The following is a 24,463-nucleotide window of genomic DNA, read 5'->3' as shown; positions in this document are numbered from 1 at the left end:
CAAGGAAGGCAATCGCGCCCGGTGGCGCGGCCGGGCTTCAAACCCGGTTGGGGACGGCAGCCGTTCCCGGGCAGGTTCGACTCCGGCTGCCTTCCGCCATTTTTCGCGGGGCCTCAGGCCACCCGTTCACCGCACAGGTCCAGGGCGAACCAGTGCTCGGCGGTGTCGATGTCCAGCCCCGCGCCCAGCAGGGCGAACAGCTTGCCCAGCGCCGCCTCGCGGGTCATGCCACCGCCCGATACCAGGCCGGTCTCGCGCAGGCGGCTGCCGGCGGCGTAGGTATCGAACAGCACACTGCCCTCGATGCACTGGCTGATGGCGGCAATCAGCACGCCACCCTGGCGCGCCTTCTGCAACGCCTGCATCAGTGCTGCATCTTCCGATGGGCCGGTGCCGCTGCCATAGCATTCAAGCAGCAGGCCGCGCACGCCGCTCGCCACCAGTGCCTGCACCTGCTCGGCCTGCAAGCCGGGGTACACCGGCAGCACCGCCAGTTTCACCGGCACCCGCGGCTGGGCATAGTCGAGTACCGCGGGCAACGCGCTGGCGCGGCTGCCTTCGCGGTGGCGCGCCGGCGCGGCAAACGCATCGAAGGCCTCGCTGCGCAGTTTGCTGGCCCGTACGCCGTGCAGCAGCTGGCCTGCGAAATACAGCTGCACGCCGCTTTGCAGGCCGCTTTCGAACAGGGCCAGGGCGCCGTGCAGGTTGTCCCAGGCGTCGCTGTGCGGTGCGCCGGCCGGCAGCATCGAGCCGGTGAGCACAACCGGCACATCCAGCCCCAGCAGCAGGAACGACAACGCTGCTGCGCTGTAGGCCAGGGTGTCGGTGCCGTGCAGCAGCAGGATGCCGTCGTGGCCGTCACGCGTCACCGCCGTGACGATGGCCGCCTGCATGGCCAGCCAGTTGGCCTGCTGCATGTTGGCGCTGTCGAGCAGCGGTGACATCTCCTGCAGGCGCCAGTCCACCCGGGGTGGCGTTGGATGCGTGTCCAGCCAGGCGCGCATGCGTGCCTCGAAGCCACCGGCCGGCGCCAGGCCATGGGGCGTTTGCAGCATGCCGATGGTGCCGCCGGTGTAGAGGACGAGAAGGTTCTTGACCGCGCGCATGGTGAGCATTCCAGGCAGGTGAGAAAAGGGGCATCGCGAATCGGCTGCCGCCCGCGAACGGGGCGGCGGCACAGGGTTGCTCAGCGTTGCGCTTGAGCTTGAGCTTGAGCTTCGCCCACGCTGGCAGGGCGTACGCTTTCAGCGGGCTGGACAGCAGGCCAGGCCTGGGTGTCCAGGTCCAGGTCGGGGAACCTGGCCGAGTCGAATACCGGCTGCTTGATGCCTGCCTTGCGCTGGTCGTCGTAGTCGCGCATCACGCGCAGGCCGATCTTGAACAGCAGCGCCAGGGCGATCAGGTTGACGAAGGCCAGGCACGTCATGGTGATGTCGGCGAAGGCGAACACGGTCGACAGGTTCTGCACCGAGCCCCACACGATCAGCGCCAGCACCAGGGCACGGTAGACCATCAGCACCGCACGGTTGCGGGTCAGAAACTGCAGGCTGTTTTCGCCCAGGTAGTAGTTGTAGAGGATGCAGGTGAACACGAACAGCGACAGCGCCACGCTGACGAACAGGCGACCCCAGTCACCGACCACGGCAGCCAGCGAGTTCTGGGTCAGCACGATGCCGTCACCTTCGAAGCCCGGGGTGTAGAAGCCCGACAGCAGAATCAGCAGCGCGGTGCAGGTGCAGATCACGAAGGTATCGAGGAACACGCTGAATGCCTGCACCACGCCCTGGGCGCCAGGGTGTTTCACTGCCGCCACGGCGGCCACGTTGGGCGCACTGCCAAGGCCCGCTTCGTTGGCGAACACGCCACGCTTGACGCCCATCACGATGGCACTGCCCAGCAGGCCGCCGAACGCAGGGTCCAGGCCGAAGGCGCTCTTGAAGATGGTTTCGAGCATGGCCGGCACGTGTTCGATCTGGCTGCCGATCACGTACAGTGTGACGCCGATGTAGGCCAGGGTCTTGACCGGCACCAGCAGGTCGGACACCGAGGCGATGCGCTTGATCCCGCCCAGGAACACGATGGCCAGCAGCACGGCCAGGGCAATCCCGGTGTGCTCCGGGGCGAAGCCGAAGGCGTTCTGCAGCGAGTGGGTCACGGTGTACGACTGCAGGCCGTTGAAGGCGAAGCCGTAGGTCACCAGCAGCAACACCGAGAACACCACTGCCATGGTGCGCAGGTTGAGGCCGTGCAGGATGTAGTAGGCCGGGCCGCCGCGGTACAGGCCGTCACCGTCGGCGCGCTTGTAGACCTGCGCCAGGGTGCATTCGAAGAAGCTGCTGGACATGCCCACCAGCGCCGTCACCCACATCCAGAACACCGCGCCCGGGCCGCCCAGGGTCACGGCGATACCGACGCCGGCGATGTTGCCGGCACCCACGCGCCCGGCCAGGCTCAGCATCAGTGCCTGGAACGAACTCAACTGGCCCGCCTGGCCGCGCAACGATTCCTTGAATACGCCGAACATATGGATGAAATGGCGAAACTGCACAAATCGCGAGCGCAGGGTGAAATAGCTTCCCAGTCCGACGATAAGCACGATAAGGAGCTTCCCCGAAAGGAAATCGTTGAGCACTTCGAGCATGGCGTGACCTCGGTTCTTGTTCTGAATGACAGTGGCTGACGGCGTGCGCCGTTTGCCTGGGGGCGCATGGTTGGTCATGACAAACGTCGTTACAATTTCGCGGGTTGCTCTGAGTTGATGCGACCTGATGCTAAGCTGGCGCCTATCGCATCAATCGGTACCTGATCAATGAGTCAACACCTGGGCCCCAACCTCAAGCTGGCGTGCAGCCATTACCGCTCTATTTCCGAGGTTTGCCGGCAGCTGTCGATCAACCGGGCGCAGTTCAACAAGTACCTGAGCGGGCAGAGCCAGCCGACGGCGTACAACCTCAAGCGCATCGGCGACTTCTTCGGCGTCGAGGACTACGAACTGGGCCTGCCGCCGGAACAGTTCGCGCGCCTGATCGGTGCGCGCAGCTCGGCGCTTGCCAGCCCGGCCCAGGCCGACCCGTTGCTGGAACTGCTGCGCCCGCTGCGCGAGCACGAGGGCAATCTGTCGCGTTACTGCGGCTACTACTTCGAATATTCCAACTGCATGTCGGTGCCGGGCAGCATCCTGCTGTCGCTGGTGCACCTGCGCGAAGAACGCGGCACGTTCCTGTTCGAGCGCCAGGAACGCCAGGAGCGCTCCAGCAGCACCGACGTGCAGGCCGAAGACTGGGTGCGCTGCCGCTACCTGGGCGCGGCCTTTCAGTTGCAGGACCGGGTGTTTCTGATCGACTACGAATCGCTGACGGTCAACGAGATGAGCCAGACCATCCTGATTCCCAGCTTCAAGAGCCGCATCACCCGGCTCAACGGCCTCAAGACCGGCGTCTCCAGCGGTGACCGGCGCACTCCGGCGTGTACCCGCGTGGTGTGGGAATACCTGGGCCCGGAAATCAACCGCATCAATGCCTACCGCCAGGTCCGGCTGTACCGCCCGGATGACCCGCGCATCGATGACGATGTGCGCGCACGGCTCAACGTCGGGCCGATTCGCAACGGCCTGTTCGAGATCGAGTGAAGGGCGCCGTGCTCAGCGGCGAATGAATGCCGCCACCTGCTGCGCCAGGGCCCCGGCCTGTGGGGGATGGGCGCGCAGGTGGGCGGCGATGCCGTGGTCGCAGTCGGGCAGGGTCAGCTGTTCGAAATGCCCGGGGGGTAGGGTGTCGCTCAGCGCCTGGATGACTTCGGCCGGGATCGGGCTGTAGCGCAGCATGCCGTCGATTTCCACATGGCCTGCCGACGTGCCCGGGGTTCGCCCATGGTGGGCGGCCAGCAGGCCATCGTACTGGCCCAGCACCAGCAGCACCTGGCCGCGATAGCTGCGCAGGAACTTGTAGCTGTCGCTGTCGAGAAACCCGTGGGGGGTGCTGATGGCGCGGGTGAAGGCCGGGCCGAACGGTGCATCGTAGGCGCTGTCGGCATAGACCGCCGGGCACAGCAGCACCAGCTTGTTCACCTGGCGTGCATGGTGCGCTGCCACTTTCAGCGCCAGCGCTGCGCCCAGGCTGTGGCCGATCACGGTGTTGCAGCGATGCTCGACGTGGCGAAAGAAGCGCAGCGCCTCGGCCAGGTTGGTGTGCAGCGACGGCGCCCGGGCCCCCGGCAGGCTGGCCAGGCTGTGCCCCGACAGGTTGCCGGTCAGCGAGCCGATGCCCAGGGCCTGCAGGCGGTACAGCAGCGGGTTGAGGTGGGTGAAGTCGCTGCGTGCGCCGCCGAGCATGAACAGCGGCGGCGCGTGCTCGATATCGGGGATCAGCAGGCGACCTTCCTGGCTGTAGCCGTCGAACGTTTCGACCACCAGGCACTCGCGGCCCGGGCTGGGTTCGTCGAATTGCCAACGCTCACGTCCGTGTGCGGCCGTCTTGATCGGCATGAAGCGGTCCTCTTGCCCGGGGTGAAGGGTCGACAAGTCGACATGAACCAGCGAGGCTGACGCTTTTACAGTAGATGCAGTCGGGCATTTCTGGTGGGCGCGCAGGTTATTTCTTGAACTACGTTGAACCCGTCACACTTTGCGCTGACACACTCTAGACTTTGGCGTCAGTCGGCCCCGCGTTGGACTTCGCTTGCTGGAAGCCGCAAAATATCCGCTTTCCCTCAATTTATCTGACCGGACCTGCTGACTCTATGCGAATGCGCCTGATGCTGTTGGGTGGTGGAAATGCCCTTGGGCAAGCGCTGATTCGCCTCGGGGCCGAGGAAGATATCGGCTTTCTGGCGCCGCGCCCACCTGACCAGGGCTGGGATGCCGCGAGCCTGACCCAGCTGCTCGATGACACCCGCCCCGATGCGCTTATCAATCTGGCCTACTACTTCGACTGGTTCCAGGCCGAATCGGTGAGCGAGCAGCGCCTGGCTTCGCAGGAGCGTGCGGTCGAGCGCCTGGCCGAACTGTGCCAGCACCACAACATCATCTTGCTGCAACCCTCCAGCTACCGGGTATTCGACGGTTCGCGGGCCACGGCCTACAGCGAAAAGGACGAGCCGGTACCGCTCGGCCAACGTGGCCAGGCGTTGTGGCGCATCGAACAGAGCGTGCGCGCGACCTGCCCGCAGCACGTGCTGCTGCGCTTTGGCTGGGTGCTCGACGACAGCGTCGACGGCGTGCTGGGGCGTTTTCTGACCCGCGCCGAGCACTCGCAGGAACTGCTGCTGGCCGACGACCGGCGTGGCAACCCGACCCCGGTCGACGATGCAGCGCGGGTGATCCTGGCGGTGCTCAAGCAACTGGACTGTGGCGCGCCACTGTGGGGCACCTACCATTACGCCGGCAACGAGGCGACCACGCCGCTGGCGCTGGGTCAGGCGATCCTCAGCGAAGCCGGGCAACTGCGTCAGCTGGCCGTCGAAGCGCCCACTGCGCAGGCCCACGCCGCCCGCCCGGATGCTGCCGAAGAACCCCAGCACGCGGTGCTGGCCTGCAAGAAAATCCTCCACACCTTCGGCATCAAGCCGCGTGCCTGGCGCGCCGGCCTGCCGACCCTACTGGACCGGTTCTATCGTCATGGCTGATGCTCCTATCCTGATTACCGGGGGGGCCGGCTTCATCGGCTCCCACCTGAGCGACGCGCTGCTGGCCAAGGGGTACGCGGTGCGCGTGCTCGACGACCTGTCTACCGGTCGGCGTCTGAACCTGCAGCTGGACAACCCGCGTCTGCAACTGATCGAGGGCGACGTGGCCGATGCCGCCCTGGTGGCCCGGGCCGCCGAGGGCTGCCAGGCCGTGGTGCACCTGGCGGCGGTGGCCTCGGTGCAGGCCTCTGTGGAAGACCCGGTCAGGACCCACCAGAGCAACTTCATCGGCACGCTGAACGTGTGCGAGGCGATGCGTGTGGCCGGCATCAAGCGCGTGCTGTTCGCCTCCAGCGCTGCGGTGTACGGCAACAACGGTGAAGGCCAGGCCATCGACGAGGACACGCCCAAGGCGCCGCTGACACCCTATGCGGTGGACAAGCTGGCCAGCGAGCAGTACCTGGACTTCTATCGCCGCCAGCATGGGCTGGAGCCGGTGGTGTTCCGCTTCTTCAATATCTTCGGCCCGCGCCAGGACCCGTCGTCGCCGTATTCGGGAGTGATCAGCATCTTCTGCGAGCGCGCCCTCAACGGCACGCCGATCAACCTGTTTGGCGATGGCGAGCAGACCCGTGACTTCCTGTATGTGGCCGACCTGGTGGCGGTGCTGGTGCAGGCGCTGGAACAGGCGCAGGTGCAGGAGGGCGCGGTGAACGTGGGGCTGAACCGCGCCACCACGCTGAACCAGTTGCTCGAGGCACTGCGCAAGGTGGTAGGGCCGTTGCCCGAGGTCAATCACGGGCCGGCGCGCGCGGGTGATATCCGTCATTCGCGGGCCGACAATGCGCGGCTGCTGGCGCGCTTCGACCTGCCCGAGCCGACGCCACTGGCCGATGGGCTGGCGCACCTGCTGGGGCGCTGAACGTAAAAAGCTTCGCCGGCAACGCCGGCTCCTGCAGGCGGTATCTCCCTGACGGGAATCGCAGCCAAAAAAAAGCCCCGAATGATCGGGGCTTTTTCATGGTCAGAACTTGTAACCCACACCCACCATGTAGACCCATGGGTCCACATCCACGCTCACCTTGGTCTTGCCCACGCCCAGCGCGCTTGGGCCGTCGATGGTGGCCTTGGTGTCGATGTCCACGTACCAGACCGCGGCGTTGACCAGCAGGTTGTCGGTCAGCATGTAGTCCATGCCCAGTTGGCCGGCCAGGCCGACCGAGTCCTTGAGCTTCATGTTGCTGAAGCCCTGGGCCTTGCGGCTGCTGCTCAGGTCTTCATCGAAGAACAGGGTGTAGTTAAGACCGATACCGGCGTAAGGCTGGAACTTGGAGGTCGGCTCCATCGGGTAGTACTGCAGCGACAGGGTCGGTGGCAGTTGCTTGATGTTCGCCAGCTTGCCGTCCAGGCCCGCGCCCAGGCCCTTTACGCCCACTTCGTGCTGGAACGGGGTGGCTGCCAGCAGTTCCAGGCCGATGTGGTCGGTCAGCATGTAGGCAAAGGCCAGGCCCAGCTGGGTGTCGCTGTCCAGGGTGGCCTTGGTGCCGCCAACCTTGGTGCCGTCGAGCTTGATATCGCCGCTGTCTTCGTTCGGTGCGGTGGTGATCGCACCGGCACGCAGAATGAAATCGCCCGCCTGGTGGGCGTGGGCAACAGGGGCTGCAAGCGCGAGGGCAATGAGCGAGGCGCTGAGCAAGGACTTGTTCATGGAAGCTCCCAAAGGACGTTTAGAATTTAATGTGTCCAATGGTAAGGAGCTGACAGGCGGTGATTCTTGACGCAGCTCAATGAAACCGCAAACGCCCTGGCGCGGGGCTTCTATTGTAGTTCATAGGCGTAGATCTTCTCGGCTTCCATCTGGTAGCCGGCCTCGGCCAGCTCGCTGCTGGAAGCCTTGACCTGCATCGGCCCCTCGATCCAGTAGGGCTGGTACAGCTCCTCGACCTTGATGCCGATTTCGCTGAACACGTGCACGATCTGGTTCGACGGTGGGGGCGGCACGTGAATGCACGCGCCGTAGTACGGCACCAGCAGGAACTCGGTGGTACGGCCTTCCTCGCTGACTTCCAGTGGCACGATGTAGCCCGGCAGCTTCACCTGCTGGCCATCCAGTGCCTTCACCACCGGCGCGTCGGGCGCCTGCTGCTGCGCCGCCGGGCCGCTTTCGCCGGCCAGCGCGTTGCTCAACTGCGAAAGGTCGTGCAGTGGGGTCATCTGCGGCACGATCACCGGTGCACCCTCGGGGATCAATTGCGGCCATTCCAGCGTGCGCGGCTCACCCGCCCACAGGGGCGGGGCAATCAACAGCAACAACAGCAGGGCACGACGTATCACGGGCGTTCTCACAGGTGAATGGACAAACCGTCGGCCAGCGACTGGCGGTAGGCCCGCCAGGCCGGAATGCTGCCCATCAGCACGGCGGCGCCGAGGATGATCCCCAGCAGGCTCCACTCGTGGGCGCTGGGCAGCGCCAGCGGCAGGTACAGGCCGTAGTTGGCCTGCACCGTGCCCTGGGCCAGGGCGATGCCAAGGTAGAGCAGACCCAGCCCGGCGGCAATCCCCGCCAGCGCCAGGGTGAACGCCTCCATCACCAGCAGCCCTGCAATATGCCAGGGGCGTGCACCCACCGAGCGCAGGATGGCCATTTCGCGGCGGCGCTCGTTGAGGCTGGTGAGGATCGCCGTGAGCATGCCGATCAGGCCGGTCAGCACCACGAACAGCGACACCACGAACAGCGCCTGTTCGGCGGTGCCCATCAGGCTCCACAGCTCCTGCAGGGCCACGCCGGGCAGAATCGCCAACAGCGGCTCGCCGCGAAACTCGTTGATCTCGCGTTGCAGGGTGAAGGTGCTGATCTTGTTGTTCAGGCCCAGCATGAACGCGGTGATGGCCTTGGGTGTGAGGTCCATGCCACGGGCCTGTTCGGCGCTGACGCGGCCGGTGCCGCGGGCGGGCACGCCGTTGTGCCAGTCGACGTGGATCGCCTCCATGCCGCCAAGGCTGATGTGCAGGGTGCGGTCCACCGGGGTGCCGGTGCGTTGCAGCACGCCCACCACGGTGAACGGCTTGTCGTCATGCTTGACCAGGCTGATGGCGGCCACGCCATGGGCCAGCACCAGCTTGTCGCCGAGTTTGTAATGCAGCGCGTCGGCCACCTCGGCGCCCAGCACCACCTCGAACGGGTCGCTGGCGAAGGCACGCCCGCTGGCCAGCTGCAGGTGCTGCTTGCGCCCGTACTGGTAATGCTCGAAGTAGGCTTCGGTGGTGCCCATCACCCGGTAACCGCGGTGCGAGTCGCCCAGCGAGATCGGGATGGCCCACTTCACCCGCGGGTTGCTGGCGTAGTGCTCGAAGCTGTCCCAGCGGATGTTGTTGGTGGCGTTGCCGATGCGAAACACCGAGTACAGCAGCAGGTTCACCGAGCCCGAGCGCGCACCGACAATCAGATCGGTGCCACTGATGGTGCTGGCAAAACTGGCGCGGGCCTCGGTGCGTACCCGCTCCACCGCCAGCAGCAGGCACACCGACAGGGCGATGGCGAAGGCGGTGAGCAGGGCAGTGAAGCGGCGGTTGGCGAGACTCGCCAGGGCAAGGCGGAGCAGGTACATCAGGCCTCCAGGTCGCTGGCAGGGCGCGCGGCGCGGTTGAGTTCGGCAAGCGACAGCTGGCGATCGAACAGCGGTGCCAGGCTCTGGTCGTGGCTGACGAACAACAGGCTGGAGCCGGCTGCGCGGCATTCGGCGAACAGCAGGCGGATGAAGGCTTCACGGGTGTCGGCATCGAGCGCCGAAGTCGGCTCGTCGGCAATCACCAGCTCGGGTTGGCCGATCAGCGCGCGGGCGGCGGCCACCCGTTGCTGCTGACCGATCGACAGGCTGTCGGCGCGCCGTGCCAGCAGTGCCGGGTCCTTCAGGCCCAGATGGGCGAGCAGGCTGGCGGCGGCCTTGTCCACACTGCCGTAGCGCTGGCCGGCGCGTTGCGCCCGGCTGCGCGAGAAACGGCACGGCAGCTCGACGTTTTCGCGTACCGACAGAAACGGCAGCAGGTTGAACTGCTGGAAGATGTAGCCGGTATGATCGACGCGAAAACGGTCGCGCTGGCCCTGGCTGAGCGCGCCCAGCTCCTGGCCGAGCAGGCGGATGCTGCCGCGGTCGGCCTTCTGCACCCCGCCCAGCAGGCCCAGCAGGGTGGTCTTGCCACTGCCGCTGGGGCCCTTGAGGAACAGCGACTCGCCGGCCTGCAGGCGCAACGCCGGGATGTCCAGCAGCTCAGGCTGGCCGGGCCAGGCGAAACCCAGCCGGGACAGTTCGATCAGTGCCTGGCCCATGTCAGAAGTCGATCGCGCTGTGGGTCGGGGTCAGTTCCACGCCCTTCTGGCCATTGGGGCCCACCAGTTGCAGCTGGATCTTCTGGGTGGCGGGGAAGGCCTTGAACAGTGGCGCCAGGTCCAGGCGGGTGAGCTGTGCCGGGGTGGTGCATTCGAGTTTGTAATGGGCGTTGATGTCGCTGTGTTCGTGATCGTGGGCGTCGCCATCCTCGTCATGCACCGGCTTGTCGCCGAACAGCGGGCTTTGCAGGTCCTGGTCGGTTTCGCTGCAACCGGCTGCCTTGTTCAGGCCGAACAGCGCCAGGGGTGTTTCGAGCCGGGCGCGCACGGCCGCGACCTTGGCCTTGTCGGTGGCAGAAGTGGCGGCATGTTCGAAGCCCACCAGGTTCATCGCCGGGCTGTCGAATTCCAGCTCCAGGGCATTGCCGTCGAGTGCGACGTTCAGGTGCGCCACGCCATGTTCATGGGCGCCCAGGCTGCCATGCTCATGGTCATGGTCGTCATGGGCGTAAACCAGACTCAGGGGCAGCAGGGCGAACGGCAAGGCAAGCAGCAGACGACGCATGGGCGGAACTCCGGAAGGCGCTGAAAGAGTTTCGAAATGTTATAACAACTTGTCGGCCGCGTACCAGTGTCGCTGGATGAAACTTCGTGGGAGCATGGGCGCCTGATCGAGTGGAGGGTGCGAACGTGCGTATTCGTGGACACATCGGCGAATGGCCGGTGGATTTGAGCGTGGAGCTGGAGCCCCATGAGTGGGCGCAGCTGGGCGGGCAGTTGCATGCGGCCGGGGCGCCGGCGGTTGCCGCTGCTGTACCGACGGCGCCGGTTCGCCCGGACGATGCAGTGTGGCAGGCGGCGCGCGAGGTGTTGCGCAAGGCCGGTCAGTTGAACGGGCCCCAGTTGCTGGAGGCGCTGGAGGGGTTGGCGGGCAATACGGCGGCCGGCAAGCGCCTGCTGGTGCGTTTGCGCCATAGCAGCGAGGTGAGGGTGGAAAGCGGGGCGGATGCGCCGGTCTATCACTGGGTCGGCTGAACACCGCGTTGATCCCATCGCGGGTCAAGCCCGCTCCCACAGCGCGGGTAGGTAACCTTGTGGGAGCGGGCGGTTGACCTCAGTACAACGCAGCAAACAGCTTGCGGCGGTAATCCAGCACCAGCGGGTGCTCGTTGCCCAGCAGGTCGAACACCTGCAGCAGGGTCTTGTGCGGCAGGCCGCTTTCATACCCGCGGTTGCGCTTGAACAATTTCAGCAGCCCGTCCAGCGCCGCCTCGTACTGCTGGCGCGACAGCTGCTGCACTGCCAGCTGATACGCCGCCTCGTCATCCTCGGCGTTCTGTGCCAGGCGTGACTTCAGGTCGGCCACGTCCGGCAGGCTGGCGGCCTGCTTGAGGAACGTCAGCTGCGCCTTGGCACCGGCCAGTGCAGCCTTGTGCTCATCGCTCTTGACCGCATCGAGCACGGTCTGCGCTTCGCCCAGCTCGCCACGCTCGGCCAGGCAACGGGCATACAGGATCAGTGCCGCGGCATTGCTGTTGTCTTCGGTCAGCAGGGCCTGGAGCAGCGCCTCGGCCTCGCTGAAGCGTCCCTCGGCAAACAGCCCCTGGGCCACTACCAGCGGGTCGGCCGCCGCCGGTGGCGGCAGTTGCACATGCGGTTCGAGCATTGCGCGGATTTCCGACTCCGGGCGTGCCTCGGCAAAGCCGTCGACCGGCTGGCCATCCTTGAACAGCACCACCGTCGGCAGGCTGCGGATACCGAAGCGCGCGACAATGTCCTGTTCCACATCGCAGTTGACCTTGGCCAGCAGCAGCTCACCCCGGTATTCGGCGGTGATTTTCTCCAGCAGCGGCATCAGCACCTTGCACGGCGCGCACCAGTCGGCCCAGAAGTCGACGAGCACGGGTTTGACGTGGGAGTTCTGGATCACCGACTGGTCGAAGTCGGCGCTGGTGGCATTGAAGTTGTACGGGGTTTCCTGGCTCATCGCGACTCTCGCAAATCCTTGAATGGCAACACTATAAAGCGCTGCGGCTGGCGTGGTACAGGCTCACCTGGCGGAATTCGTGGGGTTCGGCCAGGTCTGGCAGGGTCAGGGCGTGCAGGGTGTCGAGCTGGCGGTACAGGGGGTGACGGAAGTCGCGCACCCGCGAGTCGGCCACCAGCGCCTGGTGCCCGCGGCTGAGAAACGCATCGAGCAGCGGCAGGTTGGCGCGGTCGTAGAGCACATCGGCCACCAGCACCAGGTCGAAGCGGTCGGCCTCGGCGAAGAAATCGCTGGAGTAGCCCAACTGCACCTGGTTGAGCGCGGCATTCGCGCGGCTTGCCTGCAGCGCCAGCGGGTCGAGGTCGCAGGCCACCACTTCAAGCGCCCCGGCGCGGGCGGCGGCGATGCCGGCAATGCCCGAGCCTGCGCCGAAGTCCAGCACGCGTTTGCCGGCCACCCACTCGGGGCGGGCGGCCAGGTAGCGCGCCATGGCCAGACCGCTGGCCCAGCAGAAGGCCCAGTAGGGCGGCTCGTGCAGGATGCGCCGGGTTTCCTCGGGGCTGAACGCGCGGTCCATGTTGTGCGCATCGATCAGCCACAGCTTGAGGTCGCAGGCCGGCAGCTCGCTGACCACCAGCCGTGCGTCCCCCAGCAGCCCGCTCAACGCCTGTTGCAGGTGGATCGGCGCGGTCACGGCGCTTTTTCGAGGCGCAGCGGGCCGGTGGCCTGGGTTTGCGGGCTGCTGACCGCCACAGGTTGCAGGTGCAGGATCAACTGCCCGGACTGGCTGGCACGCCCGCGCAGCTCCACCCGCGCACCGGCAGGGAACGCCTCGGGGTTGAAACGCAGCTGGAACGGCAGGTCCTGGCCGTTGGCGTCCAGGTTGCTGCTGGCCAGCAGGCGTTGCGGGCGGCCGCGCGGGTCGACCACCAGCAGCGCCAGCTCGACCTCGGCGCCCGACGGGATGCCAAGCAGGGTGCCGCTGATTTCACGCTGGTAGGCCGGCAGCGGGCCCAGGGCCACAGGTTGCTTGGCCGCTACCGGGGCCTTGGGGGCCAGCACCGGCTTGGGTTCATCGCTGCTGCAGGCGGCCAGCAGGGCGGCAAAACTGAGCACAACGAGCGCTCTAAAGGGCATGATCAATTCCTTCGGGGGGATATTTCCTCACTGGATGGTAACTGCTTTGGCTTGTCTTGCCAGTGGGATGCGCTACCATGACCCTCCCTTTTTTTGTTGCCTGCCACCATGCACTGTCCCTTCTGCGGTGCCAACGACACCAAGGTCATCGACTCGCGACTGGTTGCCGAGGGCGAACAAGTGCGCCGTCGCCGCGAATGCGTGGCCTGCGGTGAGCGCTTCACCACCTTCGAAACCGCCGAACTGGTGCTGCCGCGCCTGATCAAGACCGACGGCAGCCGCCAGCCCTTCGACGAAGAAAAACTGCGCGCCGGCATGCAGCGGGCGCTGGAAAAGCGCCCGGTGAGCGTCGAGCGCCTCGAAGCGGCGCTGGCCCACATCAAGCACAAGCTGCGCGCCACCGGCGAGCGCGAGGTCAAGTCGCTGGTCGTCGGCGAACTGGTGATGGCCGAGCTGCAAAAGCTCGACGAAGTGGCCTACATCCGCTTCGCCTCGGTGTACCGCCGCTTCCAGGACCTGGACGAATTTCGTGAAGAAATCGACCGCCTGGCGCGCGAGCCTTCCAAGCAATGAGCCTGCCCAGCGAACGCGACGTGCTCGACGCCCACTACATGGCCCGTGCGCTGGAACTGGCGCGCAAGGGTCTCTATTCCACCCACCCCAACCCGCGGGTCGGTTGCGTGATCGTGCGTGACGGTCAGGTGGTCGGCGAAGGCTGGCACGTACGCGCCGGCGAACCGCATGCCGAGGTGCACGCGCTGCGCCAGGCCGGCGAGCTGGCCCGTGGCGCCTGTGCCTATGTGACCCTGGAGCCGTGCAGCCACCACGGGCGCACGCCGCCATGTGCCGAGGCGCTGGTCAAGGCCGGTGTGGCGCGGGTGGTGGCGGCCATGCAGGACCCCAACCCGCAAGTGGCGGGGCAGGGGCTCAAGCGCCTGGCCGACGTCGGTATCGAGGTTGCCAGCTGTGTGCTGGAGGCCGAGGCCCGCGCACTCAACCCGGGCTTTCTGAAGCGCATGGAACACGGCCTGCCCTTTGTGCGGGTCAAGCTGGCGATGAGCCTGGACGGGCGCACCGCCATGGCCAGTGGCGAGAGCAAGTGGATCACCGGCCCGGCCGCACGCTCGGCGGTGCAGCGTCTGCGCGCGCGCTCCAGCGTGGTGCTGACCAGCGCCCAGAGCGTGCTGGCCGACAACGCGCGCATGACCGTGCGCGCCGACGAGCTTGGGCTGGACGCAGACAGCACCGCCCTGGCGATGGCCCGCCCACCGTTGCGCGTGCTCATCGACGGGCGCCTGCGCCTGCCGCTGACGGCGCCTTTCTTCCAGGCCGGCCCGGTACTGGTGGTGACGGCCGCCGCGCCAGTTGCGCAGTACGCCCAGGCCGGCCATGACCTGCTGAGCCTGCCCGGCACCGACGGGCACGTCGACCTGCCCGCGCTGCTGCGCGAACTGGCCCGGCGTGGTGCCAGCGAGGTGCTGGTGGAGGCCGGCCCGGGCCTGGCCGGTGCCTTCGCGCAACAGGGCCTGGTGGACGAATACCAGCTCTTCATCGCTGCCAAGTTTCTCGGCTCCAGTGCCCGCCCATTGCTCGATTGGCCCCTGGCCAGAATGAGCGAAGCGCAGGCCCTCAACATCACCGACATGCGCGCCGTAGGCGATGACTGGCGAGTCACTGCCATTCCTGTGCCTGCGCCCGGCGTATAATTCGCGGCCTGCGCCTTGCGCGACCCGTTCTGAAGGAGGACTCATGTTCACCGGCATCATCGAATCCATCGGCAGCATCCGTTCACTCACCCCCAAAGGCGGCGACGTGCGCGTGTATGTCGAAACCGGCAAGCTCGACCTGGGCGACGTGAAACTGGGCGACAGCATCGCCGTCAACGGCGTGTGCCTGACCGCCGTCGAACTGCCTGGCGACGGTTTCTGGGCTGACGTCAGCCGCGAAACCCTCGACTGCACCGCCTTTGCCGACTTCAAGGTAGGCAGCCGGGTCAACCTGGAAAAGGCCCTGACCCCCAGCAGCCGCCTGGGCGGCCACCTGGTCAGCGGCCACGTCGACGGTGTCGGCGAGGTCATCTCGCGCAGCGATAACGCCCGCGCCATCCAGTTCCGCCTGCGCGCGCCGGCCGAGCTGGCCAAGTACATCGCCCACAAGGGCTCGATCACCGTCGATGGCACCAGCCTCACGGTCAACCAGGTCGATGGCGCCGAGTTCGAGCTGACCATCGTGCCGCACACCCTCGCTGAAACCATCATGGCCGACTACCGCACCGGGCGTCGGGTTAACCTTGAGGTCGACCTGCTGGCCCGTTACCTGGAGCGTCTGCTGCTGGGCGACAAGGCCGCCGAGCCGGGCAAGGGTGGCATCACCGAAAGTTTCCTGGCCGCCAACGGCTACCTGAAATCCTGATTTAGAAGGGGGTGCCGCGTGGCGCTCAACAGCATCGAAGAACTGGTCGAAGACATTCGCCAGGGCAAAATGGTCATCCTGATGGATGACGAAGACCGCGAGAACGAAGGCGACCTGATCATGGCCGCCGAGTGCTGCAAGGCCGAACACATCAACTTCATGGCCAAGCACGCCCGTGGCCTGATCTGCATGCCGATGTCGCGCGAGCGCTGCGAGCTGCTCAAGCTGCCGCTGATGGCCCCGCGCAACGGCTCGGGCTTCGGCACCAAGTTCACCGTTTCGATCGAAGCTGCCGAAGGCGTCACCACCGGCATCTCCGCCGCCGACCGCGCGCGCACCGTGCAGGCCGCCGCCGCCCGGGACGCCAAGGCCGAAGACATCGTCAGCCCGGGCCACATCTTCCCGCTGATGGCCCAGCCCGGCGGTACCCTGGCCCGTGCCGGCCACACCGAGGCGGCCTGCGACCTGGCGCGCATGGCCGGTTTCGAGCCGAGCGGGGTGATCTGCGAGGTGATGAACGACGACGGCACCATGTCGCGTCGCGCCGAGCTGGAAGTGTTCGCCGCCGAGCACAACATCAAGATCGGCACCATCGCCGACCTGATCCACTACCGCATGATCCACGAACGTACCATTCAGCGGATTTCCGAGCAGCCGCTGGACAGCGAACTGGGTCAGTTCAACCTGGTGACCTACCGCGATTCGGTCGAAGGCGACGTGCACATGGCCCTGACCCTGGGCAAGATCTGCGCCGAGGAACCGACCCTGGTGCGGGTGCACAACATGGACCCGCTGCGCGACCTGCTGCTGGTCAAGCAGCCCGGCCGCTGGAGCCTGCGCGCCGCCATGAGCGCCGTGGCAGAGGCCGGCAGCGGCGTGGTGCTGCTGCTCGGACACCCGCTGGACGGCGACGTGCTGCTGGCGCATATCCGCGAAAGCGCCGACAGCAGCCAGGTCAAGACACCCACCACCTACAGCACCGTGGGTGCCGGTTCGCAGATTCTGCGCGACCTGGGCGTACGCAAGATGCGCCTGATGAGTTCGCCAATGAAGTTCAATGCGATATCCGGATTCGATCTGGAAGTTGTAGAATACGTGCCCTCCGAATAAAGCAGGGGCTGGTTTCCCGCTGTTGATCCGGAACAAAACTCCCACAGGCCGCACCGTTGCGGCCTGGCTCTTTAAGATGAGAACCCCGCAATGTCCCTGAAGACCATCGAAGGTACCTTCATTGCCCCCAAAGGTCGCTATGCTTTGGTGGTTGGCCGCTTCAACAGCTTCGTCGTCGAAAGCCTGGTAAGCGGTGCCGTTGATGCCCTGGTTCGCCACGGCGTGAGCGAAAGCGACATCACCATCATCCGTGCACCGGGTGCGTTCGAGATTCCGCTGGTGGCACAGAAGGTCGCCCAGCAGAGCGAATACGCCGCGATCATCGCCCTGGGCGCCGTGATCCGTGGTGGCACCCCGCACTTCGAATACGTGGCGGGCGAATGCACCAAGGGCCTGGCCCAGGTGTCCATGGAGTTCGGCGTGCCGGTTGCCTTCGGTGTCCTGACCGTCGATTCGATCGAACAGGCCATCGAGCGTTCCGGCACCAAGGCCGGCAACAAGGGCGCCGAAGCGGCCCTGTCCGCCCTGGAAATGGTCAGCCTGCTGGCGCAGTTGGAGGCCAAGTGATTAGCGACGAAAGCGATCGTTTCAACCCGCGCGATCCAAAACCTGCGGATGCTGGCAAGCCCTCCAAGAGCGCCAAGCGTCGCGAAGCCCGCAAGCTCGCGACCCAGGCGCTGTACCAGTGGCACATGGCCAAGCACTCGCTGAACGAGATCGAAGCGCAGTTCCGGGTCGATAACGATTTCACCGATGTCGACGGTGCCTACTTCCGCGAGATCCTGCACGGCGTGCCGGCGATCAAGGAAGAAATCGACAAGGCCCTCGCGCCTTGCCTGGACACCGTGCTCGAAGAGCTCGATCCGGTCGAGCTGTCGGTGCTGCGCCTGTCCACCTGGGAGCTTATCAAGCGGGTCGACGTGCCTTATCGCGTGGTCATCAACGAAGGTATCGAGCTGGCCAAGGTGTACGGCGCCACTGACGGGCACAAGTTCGTCAACGGTGTGCTCGACAAGCTCGCACCGCGGCTGCGCGAAGCCGAAGTGAAGGCGTTCAAGCGCTGATTGCGGCGCTGCCTGCCCATGGGTGAATTCGAGCTGATCCGCCACTACTTCGCCGCCGCGCCCTGTGCGCAGGCCGGCGACGGGGTCGCCCTGGGGATCGGCGACGATTGCGCCCTGCTGGCGCTGCCGGCCGGCGAGCAACTGGCCGTGTCCACCGACACGCTGGTGGCCGGGGTGCATTTCCCGGCTGTGTGCGAACCGTTCCTGCTCGGCCAGCGCTCGCTGGCGGTGGCTGCCAGTGACCTGGCAGCCATGGGCGCCACCCCCGTGGCCTTTACCCTTGCCCTGACCCTGCCGACGGTTCACGCCGATTGGTTGAAGGCCTATGCCCAGGGTCTGAACCTGATGGCCCGACAATGCGGCCTGAGCCTGGTAGGCGGGGACACCACCCATGGGCCGCTGAGCCTGACCATGACCGTGTTCGGCCGCGTGCCTGCCGGCCAGGCCCTGACGCGCAGCGGTGCGCGGCCTGGTGACCTGGTGTGTGTCGGCGGTGAGCTGGGCAACGCTGCCGGGGCCTTGCCGCTGGTGCTTGGCGAACGCGAGGCGGCGGTGGCGCTGGCCGAGCCGCTGCTGGCGCACTACTGGTCGCCGCCACCGCAACTGGCGCTGGGTCAGGCGCTGCGAGGCAAGGCCAGCGCGGCGCTGGATATCTCCGATGGCCTGCTGGCCGATTGCGGACACATTGCCACGGCCTCGGGCGTGTCGATTGTGCTGTCGCTCGAACAGCTGCCGCTGGGTGCGGCGCTGCAGGGCCTGCTGGGCCTGGAAGGTGCGCGACAGGCCGCGCTCACCGGTGGCGACGACTACGTGATTGCCTTCACCTTGCCCCCCGCGCACCTGGCCGGCCTGCAGGCTGCCGGCTGGCCGGTGCACGTGGTCGGTCGGGTGGAGGCGGGCAGCGGCGTCAGCCTGCGTGACCACGCCGGGGCGGACATCACCCCGCGCACGCGGGGTTATCAACATTTTTAGGGAGACACCGTGACCGATCACCCCAATCAGGTGCCGGCAGAAAACGTGCCGCCTTCAGTCTGGCGCAACCCCTGGCATTTTCTGGCCTTCGGCTTCGGCTCCGGCACCCTGCCCAAGGCGCCGGGCACCTGGGGTTCGCTGGTGGCCGTGCCGTTCATCCCGCTGTGGCAGATGCTGCCCGACTGGGGCTACTGGCTGATGCTGGGGCTGACCATGCTGTTCGGCGTATGGTTGTGCGGCAAGGTCGCCGACGACCTGGGCGTGCATGACCACGAGGGCATCGTCTGGGACGAGATGGTCGGCATGTGGATAACCCTCTGGCTGGTACCGGAAGGTTGGCTATGGTTGTTGGCAGGCTTTCTGATGTTCCGCTTCTTCGACATACTCAAGCCGTGGCCGATCCGCTGGATCGACCGGCATGTGCATGGCGGTTTCGGCATCATGTTCGATGACGTGCTGGCCGGCGTGTTCGCCTGGTTGGGCATGCAGGCGCTGGTGTGGAGTTTCACCTGAAGGGAGTGGCCTGATGCGCGCATGGCGAGTGTTGCTGCTGGTGTTGGCGCTGGGTGGCGGCATCGCCTGGGCTGGCGAGCCGACCGCGTTGCCGCAGGAGGTGCGCCTGGCCAGCGAGATCTGGCCGGACTACACCGACGTCGAAGGGCGCGGCATGGCCTGGGACGTGCTGCGCAAGGTGTTCGAGCCGGCGGGGGTCAAGGTGCTCGCCATCAGCGTGCCCTACAGCCGCGCCGTGGGCCTGGTCAAGCGCGCCGAGGCCGATGCCTGGGTCGGCTCCTACGAGCAGGAAAGCAACGACTACCTCTACCCGCGCAACGCCTTCGACCAGGACCATATCTACGCCCTGGGCCTGGCCAGCCTGCCGGTGCCGAGCGCCGCCACCATCGGCCGCTACAAGCTCTCCTGGGTGCGTGGCTACGAGTACCAGCGCTACCTGCCCGATGTGAAGGAGTTTCGCGAGGTGCAGCGGCGCGACGGCATCCTGCCGATGCTCGAACTCAAGCGCGTGGACTTCTACATCGATGCCCAGACCGAGGTGGACTACGTGTACAACCAGGCCCGTGACAAGGCCCGGTTCCGCCGCACCCACATCGCCGAGTTACCGTTGTACCTGGCCTTTGCCAGGACCGAGCAGGCCTGTGCGCTCCGGGCGCTGTTCGATCGGCGCATGGACGAACTGATCGCCAGCGGCGAATTGCGCGAGATCTTCGAGCGCTGGCAGCAGCCGTATCCGTTCCCGATTCCGGGCAGGGCGCACGTGCCAGCATCTAACTTCTCGATCTGTTTGCCCAAGAATTCAGCCTAAGCACCCGCCTTACGCTGCTGTTACAATCGGCGCACATCAAATTTCACGTTATTGATCAGGAGCACAAGGTGCCCGTCGTCTTTGTTGCCGCTTCCAAGCTGCCCACCCCCTTTGCCACGTTCACCATGCATGGTTTTCTCGACGAAGCCACCGGCCGCGAGCACGTTGTGCTCAGCCTGGGTGATGTAGCCGATGGCGAGCCGGTACTGGGGCGCCTGCATTCCGAATGCCTGACCGGCGATGCGCTGTTCAGCCAGCGCTGCGACTGTGGTTCGCAGCTGGAGGCCGCTCTGCAGGCCATCGCCCGCGAAGGCCGTGGCGTGCTGCTGTATCTGCGTCAGGAGGGTCGTGGCATCGGCCTGCTGAACAAGATTCGCGCCTACGAACTGCAGGACGGCGGCGCCGACACCGTCGAGGCCAACGAGCGCCTGGGCTTTGCCGCCGACCAGCGTGACTACGCCATGTGCCAGCCGATGCTCGAGCACCTGGGTGTCACGTCATTGCGCCTGATGACCAACAACCCGCGCAAGGTAAAAGCCCTCACCGCCATGGGCATTGCGGTAGCCGAGCGCGTGCCGCTGCACACCGGGCACAATCCGCACAACAAGCACTACCTGGCCACCAAGGCCGGCAAGCTCGGCCACATGATGGGCAACGAGCACCAGGGCGAGGCCGGTCGGGCGTGACCCGCGGCCAGGTCAAGCGGCGGCTGGCGTTCGCCTGGTGGCAGTTCTTCGCGATTGCCCTGGCGCCGCTGCTGGTGTTCGGCTGGGCGTTCGGAGGCAGTGTGGCGCGTGTCCCGCTGCTGGTGATGCCGGTGTTTCTGGCCGGGCTGGCCTCGATGTTCTTCAGCCTGCCGCGTTTCAGCGCCTACAAGCGTGCATTGATTGCCACTGAAAAGGCGCTGAACAGCGCTGAAGAGCCGGCGGCCTGGATAGAGCTGGCGCGGGTTCGCCGTGTGTCGATGCTGTTTGCCTGCCTGCCGGCGTGGGTGGCCGCACTGTCGGTGTTCGTGGGCCTGGAGGGAGTGCCGCAGATTCTGCTGGCCATCGCCAGCGTGGTGATCCTTTACCTGTACCGGGTACCGCGTCAGCTGGGCTGATGCGCCCTTCGCCAGCCAGGCTGGCTCCTGCAGGCAGGAGCAAGCCTGGCTGGCGAAAGGGTCTAAAGGCCCAGCAGTTGCATCCGCTGACGCACCGAAGCCTCGATCCCGGCAGCATCCAGCCCGCATTCGGCCAGCATCTGCGCCGGCTTGGCATGCTCGACGTACACATCCGGCAAGCCCAGGTGCAGCATCGGCTTGAGCACGCCTTCAGCGCTCAGGAACTCGCTGACCGCAGAGCCGGCGCCGCCCATGATGGCGTTCTCTTCGATGGTCACCAGCAGTTCATGGCTGCCGGCCAGCTCGCGCACCAGCGCTTCATCCAGCGGCTTGACGAAACGCATGTCGACCACGGTGGCATCCAGGTTTTCGGCCACCTTCAGCGCTTCGGCCAGTTGCACACCGAACACCAGCAGGGCGACCTTGCTGCCCTGGCGGCGAATCACGCCCTTGCCGATCTCCAGCGGCTCAAGGTCGCCGTCGATCGTCGCGTTCGGCCCGCTGCCACGCGGGTAGCGCACGGCGGCAGGGCCGTTGTACAGGTGCCCGGTGCTGAGCATCTTGCGCAGCTCGTTCTCGTCGCTGGGGGTCATCACCAGCATGCCGGGGATGCAGCGCAGGAACGACAGGTCGAAGCTGCCGGCGTGGGTCGGGCCGTCTTCGCCCACCAGGCCGGCGCGGTCGATGGCGAACAGCACGTCGAGGTTCTGCACCGCCACGTCATGGATCAACTGGTCGTAGGCGCGCTGCAGGAAGGTCGAATAGATCGCCACCACCGGCTTGGCGCCCTCGCAGGCCATGCCCGCCGCCAGCGTCACCGCGTGCTGCTCGGCAATCGCCACGTCGAAGTAGCGCTCGGGGTAGCGTTCGCTGAACGCCACCAGGTCCGAGCCTTCCTTCATGGCAGGGGTGATGCCCACCAGGCGCTGGTCGGCGGCGGCCATGTCGCACAGCCACTGGCCGAACACCGCCGAGTACTTCGGCCCGGCGGCCTTTTTCGGCGCGGTGGCCGGGGCGTCCAGCGGTTCGAGCTTGGTGATCGCGTGGTAGCCGATCGGGTCGACCTCGGCCGGGGCGAAACCCTTGCCCTTCTTGGTCACCACGTGCAGGAACTGCGGCCCCTTGAGGTCGCGCATGTTGCGCAGGGTGGCGATCAGGGTAGGCAGGTCGTGGCCGTCGATGGGGCCGATGTAGTTCCAGCCCAGCTCTTCGAACAGCGTGCCGGGCACCAGCATGCCCTTGGCATACTCCTCGGTGCGGCGGGCGATCTCCCAGGCGCCGGGCAGGCGCGACAGCACCTTCTTGCTGCCCTCGCGCATGCTTGCATAGGTGCGGCTGGAGAGGATCTTGGCCAGGTAGTTGGACAGGCCGCCGACATTGCGCGAAATCGACATGTCGTTGTCGTTGAGGATCACCAGCATGTCGGCGTTGACTTCCTGGGCGTGGTTCAACGCCTCGAAGGCCATGCCGGCGGTGAGCGCGCCGTCACCGATCACTGCAATCGACTTGCGTGCCTGGTTCTGCAGGCGGGCGGCTATGGCCATGCCCAGCGCGGCGCTGATCGAGGTGCTGGAGTGCCCGACGCCAAAGGTGTCGTACTCGCTCTCGACGCGGCGCGGGAAGGCGGCCAGGCCGTCCTTCTGACGCAGGCTGTGCATGCGTTCGCGCCGACCCGTGAGGATCTTGTGCGGATACGCCTGGTGGCCCACGTCCCACACCAGCCGGTCGTCCGGGGTGTCGAAGACGTAGTGCAGGGCGATCGTCAGTTCGATGACGCCCAGGCCGGCACCGAAGTGCCCGCCGGTCTGGCCGACGCTATAGAGCAGCTCCTGGCGCAGTTCGTCGGCCAGTTTCTCCAGGTCGGCTTCGGCCAGACGACGCAGGCCGGCTGGCGTATCGGCACGGTCAAGCAGCGGCGTGACCGGGCGTTCGCGGGGGATCTCTTGAAACGTCGTGGGCATCAGGCGAATCGTTATAGGTGTGATGAGGCGGCAGTTTACCTTATTGCGGTGAAGGCTGCCCATTGAGGTATGTGGTGCGCGTTTCGCCGGCAATGCCGGCTCCTACAGGGTTCGATGCAGGAGCCGGCATTGCCGGCGAAGGGCCGCTGCGGTCAGCTGCGGCGTTCGACGATGTACCGCGCCAACGCCCGCAGCGGCTCGGCCTTGTCATCGAACCCAGCCAGCGCTGCCAGCGCCTGGTCGCGCAGTTCCAGCGCGTAGGCCTTGGCGGCTTCGAGCCCCAGCAATGCCGGGTAGGTCGGCTTGTCGCGGGCGATATCTGCGCCCTGGCGCTTGCCCAGGGTCGCGGTATCGCTCTCGACATCCAGGATGTCGTCCTGCACCTGGAACGCCAGGCCGATGGCCTGGGCATACTGCTGCAAGGCCGCAAGCGTCTGGGCATCGGCCCGCGCGCTGGCCAGGGCGCCGACCTTGACGCTGGTTTCGATCAGCGCGCCGGTCTTGTGCCGGTGCATGTATTCCAGCGCGGTCTGATCGAGCTTGAGCCCCACCGAGCCCAGGTCGATGGCCTGGCCACCGACCATGCCGGCGGGGCCGGCGCCCTGGGCCACGGCCTGCACCATGGCCAGGCGAATGGCATCGCCCTGCGGGCTCAGGCGCGGGTCGAGCAGGGCGCTGAAGGCCAGGCTCTGCAAGCCGTCGCCGGCCAGGATCGCGCAGGCCTCGTCGAATTTCTTGTGGGTGGTGGGCTGGCCGCGACGCAGGTCGTCGTCGTCCATTGCCGGCAGGTCGTCATGCACCAGCGAATAGGCGTGGATCAGCTCGACTGCGCAGGCGGCGCCGTCGGCATCGCTGCTGGCGCCACCCAGCGCCTCGCAGGCGGCATAGGCCAGCAGCGGGCGTACCCGCTTGCCGCCGTTCATCACGCTGTAGCGCATGGCGGCATACAGGCGCTCGAGTTCGCTCGAGGGGGCGTGGAACAGGGTTTCCAGCGCGGCATCCACCTGGGCCTGGCAACGGGCCTGGTAGGCGGCGATCATTCCGGCTGTTCCGCGTCGAACGGCTCGGCGCGCAACTCGCCGTCGCGCTCCAGCAGCACCTGGACCTTCTGCTCGGCCTGGGTCAGGGCGCTCTGGCAATCGCGGGTCAGGCCGATGCCTTGCTCGAAGGCGGTCAGCGAGTCTTCCAGCGACAGTTCGCCGTTCTCCAGGCGTTCGACCAGCGCTTGCAGGTCGGCAAGGGATTGCTCGAAGTCAATGGCAGCTTTTTTTCGGGCCATGGCGGCTGTCTCTGGTGGCGGTTTGAACGGCGCGACACTAGCAGAGCAGGGCAGGGGGAGCAAATCAGCGCCTGTGATCTTTCGTCGCATTCTGTTGCATAAATGCCGTGGGAACAGGCTTGATTTTCCTGCACCGCTTGCATTGTGGGGGCTCACTGCTGTCTGCCAT

At 66.3% G+C, this 24,463-nt stretch carries 29 protein-coding genes and 1 tRNA gene; 16 read left to right on the top strand and 14 right to left on the bottom strand.

All coding sequences use genetic code 11. The annotated features are described in order from the left end of the window. The first annotated feature begins 3 nt into the window (after positions 1-3). A tRNA-Sec gene (locus JZZ72_RS14905) sits at positions 4-99 on the top strand. Positions 100-113: 14 nt separating this feature from the next. On the opposite strand, the gene JZZ72_RS14900 is transcribed toward JZZ72_RS14905, so the two are convergent. Together JZZ72_RS14900 and JZZ72_RS14895 are read right to left on the bottom strand one after the other, a co-directional pair. After that, positions 114-1,106 (bottom strand): asparaginase, encoded by a 993-nt coding sequence (locus JZZ72_RS14900; protein WP_210014650.1) that lies wholly within the window; start codon positions 1,104-1,106, stop codon positions 114-116. A gap of 80 nt (positions 1,107-1,186) precedes the next feature. Beyond that, the gene (locus JZZ72_RS14895) at positions 1,187-2,641 is read right to left on the bottom strand and encodes an alanine/glycine:cation symporter family protein (protein WP_210014655.1); all 1,455 of its coding nucleotides are present in this window, start codon (positions 2,639-2,641) and stop codon (positions 1,187-1,189) included. Positions 2,642-2,809: 168 nt separating this feature from the next. Here JZZ72_RS14895 and JZZ72_RS14890 point away from each other — a divergent pair, with 168 nt between their 5' ends. Continuing rightward, positions 2,810-3,628 (top strand): helix-turn-helix domain-containing protein, encoded by an 819-nt coding sequence (locus tag JZZ72_RS14890; protein WP_043861908.1) that lies wholly within the window; start codon positions 2,810-2,812, stop codon positions 3,626-3,628. A gap of 12 nt (positions 3,629-3,640) precedes the next feature. Here JZZ72_RS14890 and JZZ72_RS14885 read toward each other — a convergent pair whose 3' ends face one another. Next, complete coding sequence (locus JZZ72_RS14885) at positions 3,641-4,483, bottom strand: alpha/beta hydrolase (RefSeq protein WP_054916428.1); 843 nt, start codon at positions 4,481-4,483, stop codon at positions 3,641-3,643. A 254-nt stretch (positions 4,484-4,737) separates the two neighbouring features. On the opposite strand from JZZ72_RS14885, the gene JZZ72_RS14880 reads away from it, so the two are divergent. Both JZZ72_RS14880 and JZZ72_RS14875 read left to right on the top strand, forming a co-directional pair. Next, complete coding sequence (locus JZZ72_RS14880) at positions 4,738-5,622, top strand: sugar nucleotide-binding protein (protein WP_043861906.1); 885 nt, start codon at positions 4,738-4,740, stop codon at positions 5,620-5,622. Further along, positions 5,615-6,544 (top strand): NAD-dependent epimerase/dehydratase family protein, encoded by a 930-nt coding sequence (locus JZZ72_RS14875; protein WP_058541922.1) that lies wholly within the window; start codon positions 5,615-5,617, stop codon positions 6,542-6,544. Before JZZ72_RS14880 ends, JZZ72_RS14875 begins: the two co-directional genes overlap by 8 nt. Before the next feature lie 102 nt (positions 6,545-6,646). Here JZZ72_RS14875 and JZZ72_RS14870 read toward each other — a convergent pair whose 3' ends face one another. The 5 genes from JZZ72_RS14870 to JZZ72_RS14850 all read right to left on the bottom strand — a co-directional run bounded on the left by JZZ72_RS14870 (position 6,647) and on the right by JZZ72_RS14850 (position 10,514). Further along, a complete protein-coding gene (locus JZZ72_RS14870) occupies positions 6,647-7,330 on the bottom strand; it encodes an OmpW/AlkL family protein (protein WP_043861904.1) in 684 nt (227 codons plus the stop codon). 110 nt (positions 7,331-7,440) lie between these two features. Then, positions 7,441-7,953, bottom strand: a complete 513-nt coding sequence (locus tag JZZ72_RS14865; RefSeq protein WP_043861948.1) for a DUF3299 domain-containing protein — start codon at positions 7,951-7,953, stop codon at positions 7,441-7,443. 11 nt (positions 7,954-7,964) lie between these two features. After that, a complete protein-coding gene (locus tag JZZ72_RS14860; protein ID WP_210014649.1) occupies positions 7,965-9,230 on the bottom strand; it encodes an ABC transporter permease in 1,266 nt (421 codons plus the stop codon). Further along, a complete protein-coding gene (locus tag JZZ72_RS14855) occupies positions 9,230-9,949 on the bottom strand; it encodes an ABC transporter ATP-binding protein (RefSeq protein ID WP_043861902.1) in 720 nt (239 codons plus the stop codon). The genes JZZ72_RS14860 and JZZ72_RS14855 overlap by 1 nt, the downstream gene beginning before the upstream one ends. Before the next feature lies 1 nt (position 9,950). Continuing rightward, positions 9,951-10,514: a DUF2796 domain-containing protein gene (locus JZZ72_RS14850; RefSeq protein WP_058541921.1), complete on the bottom strand. Its 564-nt coding sequence runs from the start codon at positions 10,512-10,514 to the stop codon at positions 9,951-9,953. Positions 10,515-10,639: 125 nt separating this feature from the next. Here JZZ72_RS14850 and JZZ72_RS14845 point away from each other — a divergent pair, with 125 nt between their 5' ends. After that, the gene (locus JZZ72_RS14845; RefSeq protein WP_058541935.1) at positions 10,640-10,984 is read left to right on the top strand and encodes a hypothetical protein; all 345 of its coding nucleotides are present in this window, start codon (positions 10,640-10,642) and stop codon (positions 10,982-10,984) included. A gap of 79 nt (positions 10,985-11,063) precedes the next feature. Here the strand turns inward: JZZ72_RS14845 and trxA are convergent, their stop codons facing one another. From trxA to JZZ72_RS14830, 3 genes are read right to left on the bottom strand one after another with little or no spacing between them, the layout of a single operon-like run. Next, on the bottom strand, positions 11,064-11,936 hold the full coding sequence (gene trxA, locus JZZ72_RS14840; protein ID WP_210014648.1) for a thioredoxin: 873 nt from the start codon (positions 11,934-11,936) through the stop codon (positions 11,064-11,066). A gap of 31 nt (positions 11,937-11,967) precedes the next feature. Then, the gene (locus tag JZZ72_RS14835) at positions 11,968-12,630 is read right to left on the bottom strand and encodes a class I SAM-dependent methyltransferase (RefSeq protein ID WP_054916423.1); all 663 of its coding nucleotides are present in this window, start codon (positions 12,628-12,630) and stop codon (positions 11,968-11,970) included. Further along, positions 12,627-13,073 (bottom strand): YbaY family lipoprotein, encoded by a 447-nt coding sequence (locus JZZ72_RS14830; RefSeq protein WP_043861898.1) that lies wholly within the window; start codon positions 13,071-13,073, stop codon positions 12,627-12,629. The genes JZZ72_RS14835 and JZZ72_RS14830 overlap by 4 nt, the downstream gene beginning before the upstream one ends. A 108-nt stretch (positions 13,074-13,181) precedes the next feature. Between JZZ72_RS14830 and nrdR the strand changes: the two genes are divergently transcribed. The 11 genes from nrdR to JZZ72_RS14775 all read left to right on the top strand — a co-directional run bounded on the left by nrdR (position 13,182) and on the right by JZZ72_RS14775 (position 21,054). After that, positions 13,182-13,646 (top strand): transcriptional regulator NrdR, encoded by a 465-nt coding sequence (gene nrdR / locus JZZ72_RS14825; RefSeq protein ID WP_043861897.1) that lies wholly within the window; start codon positions 13,182-13,184, stop codon positions 13,644-13,646. Beyond that, positions 13,643-14,779, top strand: coding sequence for a bifunctional diaminohydroxyphosphoribosylaminopyrimidine deaminase/5-amino-6-(5-phosphoribosylamino)uracil reductase RibD (gene ribD, locus JZZ72_RS14820; protein WP_210014647.1), 1,137 nt, complete (start codon positions 13,643-13,645; stop codon positions 14,777-14,779). Before nrdR ends, ribD begins: the two co-directional genes overlap by 4 nt. Before the next feature lie 43 nt (positions 14,780-14,822). Beyond that, a complete protein-coding gene (locus JZZ72_RS14815) occupies positions 14,823-15,485 on the top strand; it encodes a riboflavin synthase (RefSeq protein ID WP_043861895.1) in 663 nt (220 codons plus the stop codon). A gap of 18 nt (positions 15,486-15,503) precedes the next feature. Next, positions 15,504-16,595: a bifunctional 3,4-dihydroxy-2-butanone-4-phosphate synthase/GTP cyclohydrolase II gene (gene ribBA / locus JZZ72_RS14810; RefSeq protein ID WP_043861894.1), complete on the top strand. Its 1,092-nt coding sequence runs from the start codon at positions 15,504-15,506 to the stop codon at positions 16,593-16,595. A 90-nt stretch (positions 16,596-16,685) separates the two neighbouring features. Next, complete coding sequence (gene ribH, locus JZZ72_RS14805; RefSeq protein WP_043861893.1) at positions 16,686-17,162, top strand: 6,7-dimethyl-8-ribityllumazine synthase; 477 nt, start codon at positions 16,686-16,688, stop codon at positions 17,160-17,162. Next, complete coding sequence (gene nusB, locus JZZ72_RS14800; RefSeq protein ID WP_043861892.1) at positions 17,159-17,659, top strand: transcription antitermination factor NusB; 501 nt, start codon at positions 17,159-17,161, stop codon at positions 17,657-17,659. The genes ribH and nusB overlap by 4 nt, the downstream gene beginning before the upstream one ends. Positions 17,660-17,677: 18 nt before the next feature. Then, positions 17,678-18,631: a thiamine-phosphate kinase gene (thiL, locus tag JZZ72_RS14795; protein WP_100634157.1), complete on the top strand. Its 954-nt coding sequence runs from the start codon at positions 17,678-17,680 to the stop codon at positions 18,629-18,631. A 9-nt stretch (positions 18,632-18,640) separates the two neighbouring features. Further along, a complete protein-coding gene (locus JZZ72_RS14790; RefSeq protein ID WP_043861890.1) occupies positions 18,641-19,144 on the top strand; it encodes a phosphatidylglycerophosphatase A family protein in 504 nt (167 codons plus the stop codon). Positions 19,145-19,157: 13 nt separating this feature from the next. Further along, on the top strand, positions 19,158-19,952 hold the full coding sequence (locus JZZ72_RS14785) for a substrate-binding periplasmic protein (RefSeq protein WP_078481663.1): 795 nt from the start codon (positions 19,158-19,160) through the stop codon (positions 19,950-19,952). A gap of 68 nt (positions 19,953-20,020) precedes the next feature. Further along, positions 20,021-20,638, top strand: a complete 618-nt coding sequence (gene ribA / locus JZZ72_RS14780) for a GTP cyclohydrolase II (RefSeq protein WP_043861888.1) — start codon at positions 20,021-20,023, stop codon at positions 20,636-20,638. Further along, positions 20,635-21,054: a hypothetical protein gene (locus tag JZZ72_RS14775; protein WP_043861887.1), complete on the top strand. Its 420-nt coding sequence runs from the start codon at positions 20,635-20,637 to the stop codon at positions 21,052-21,054. The genes ribA and JZZ72_RS14775 overlap by 4 nt, the downstream gene beginning before the upstream one ends. Before the next feature lie 62 nt (positions 21,055-21,116). Here JZZ72_RS14775 and dxs read toward each other — a convergent pair whose 3' ends face one another. The 3 genes from dxs to JZZ72_RS14760 form a co-directional block, all read right to left on the bottom strand. Beyond that, positions 21,117-23,015, bottom strand: coding sequence for a 1-deoxy-D-xylulose-5-phosphate synthase (dxs, locus tag JZZ72_RS14770; RefSeq protein WP_054916420.1), 1,899 nt, complete (start codon positions 23,013-23,015; stop codon positions 21,117-21,119). 152 nt (positions 23,016-23,167) lie between these two features. Then, positions 23,168-24,055 (bottom strand): polyprenyl synthetase family protein, encoded by an 888-nt coding sequence (locus tag JZZ72_RS14765; RefSeq protein WP_210014646.1) that lies wholly within the window; start codon positions 24,053-24,055, stop codon positions 23,168-23,170. Beyond that, positions 24,052-24,294 (bottom strand): exodeoxyribonuclease VII small subunit, encoded by a 243-nt coding sequence (locus tag JZZ72_RS14760; protein WP_043861884.1) that lies wholly within the window; start codon positions 24,292-24,294, stop codon positions 24,052-24,054. The genes JZZ72_RS14765 and JZZ72_RS14760 overlap by 4 nt, the downstream gene beginning before the upstream one ends. Positions 24,295-24,463: the final 169 nt, after the last annotated feature.

The organism is Pseudomonas palmensis (genome assembly GCF_017848315.1).
Lineage (GTDB): Bacteria > Pseudomonadota > Gammaproteobacteria > Pseudomonadales > Pseudomonadaceae > Aquipseudomonas > Aquipseudomonas palmensis.
The sequence above is the reverse complement of the archived record's forward strand: the minus strand, read 5'-3'. Positions and strand labels throughout refer to the sequence as shown.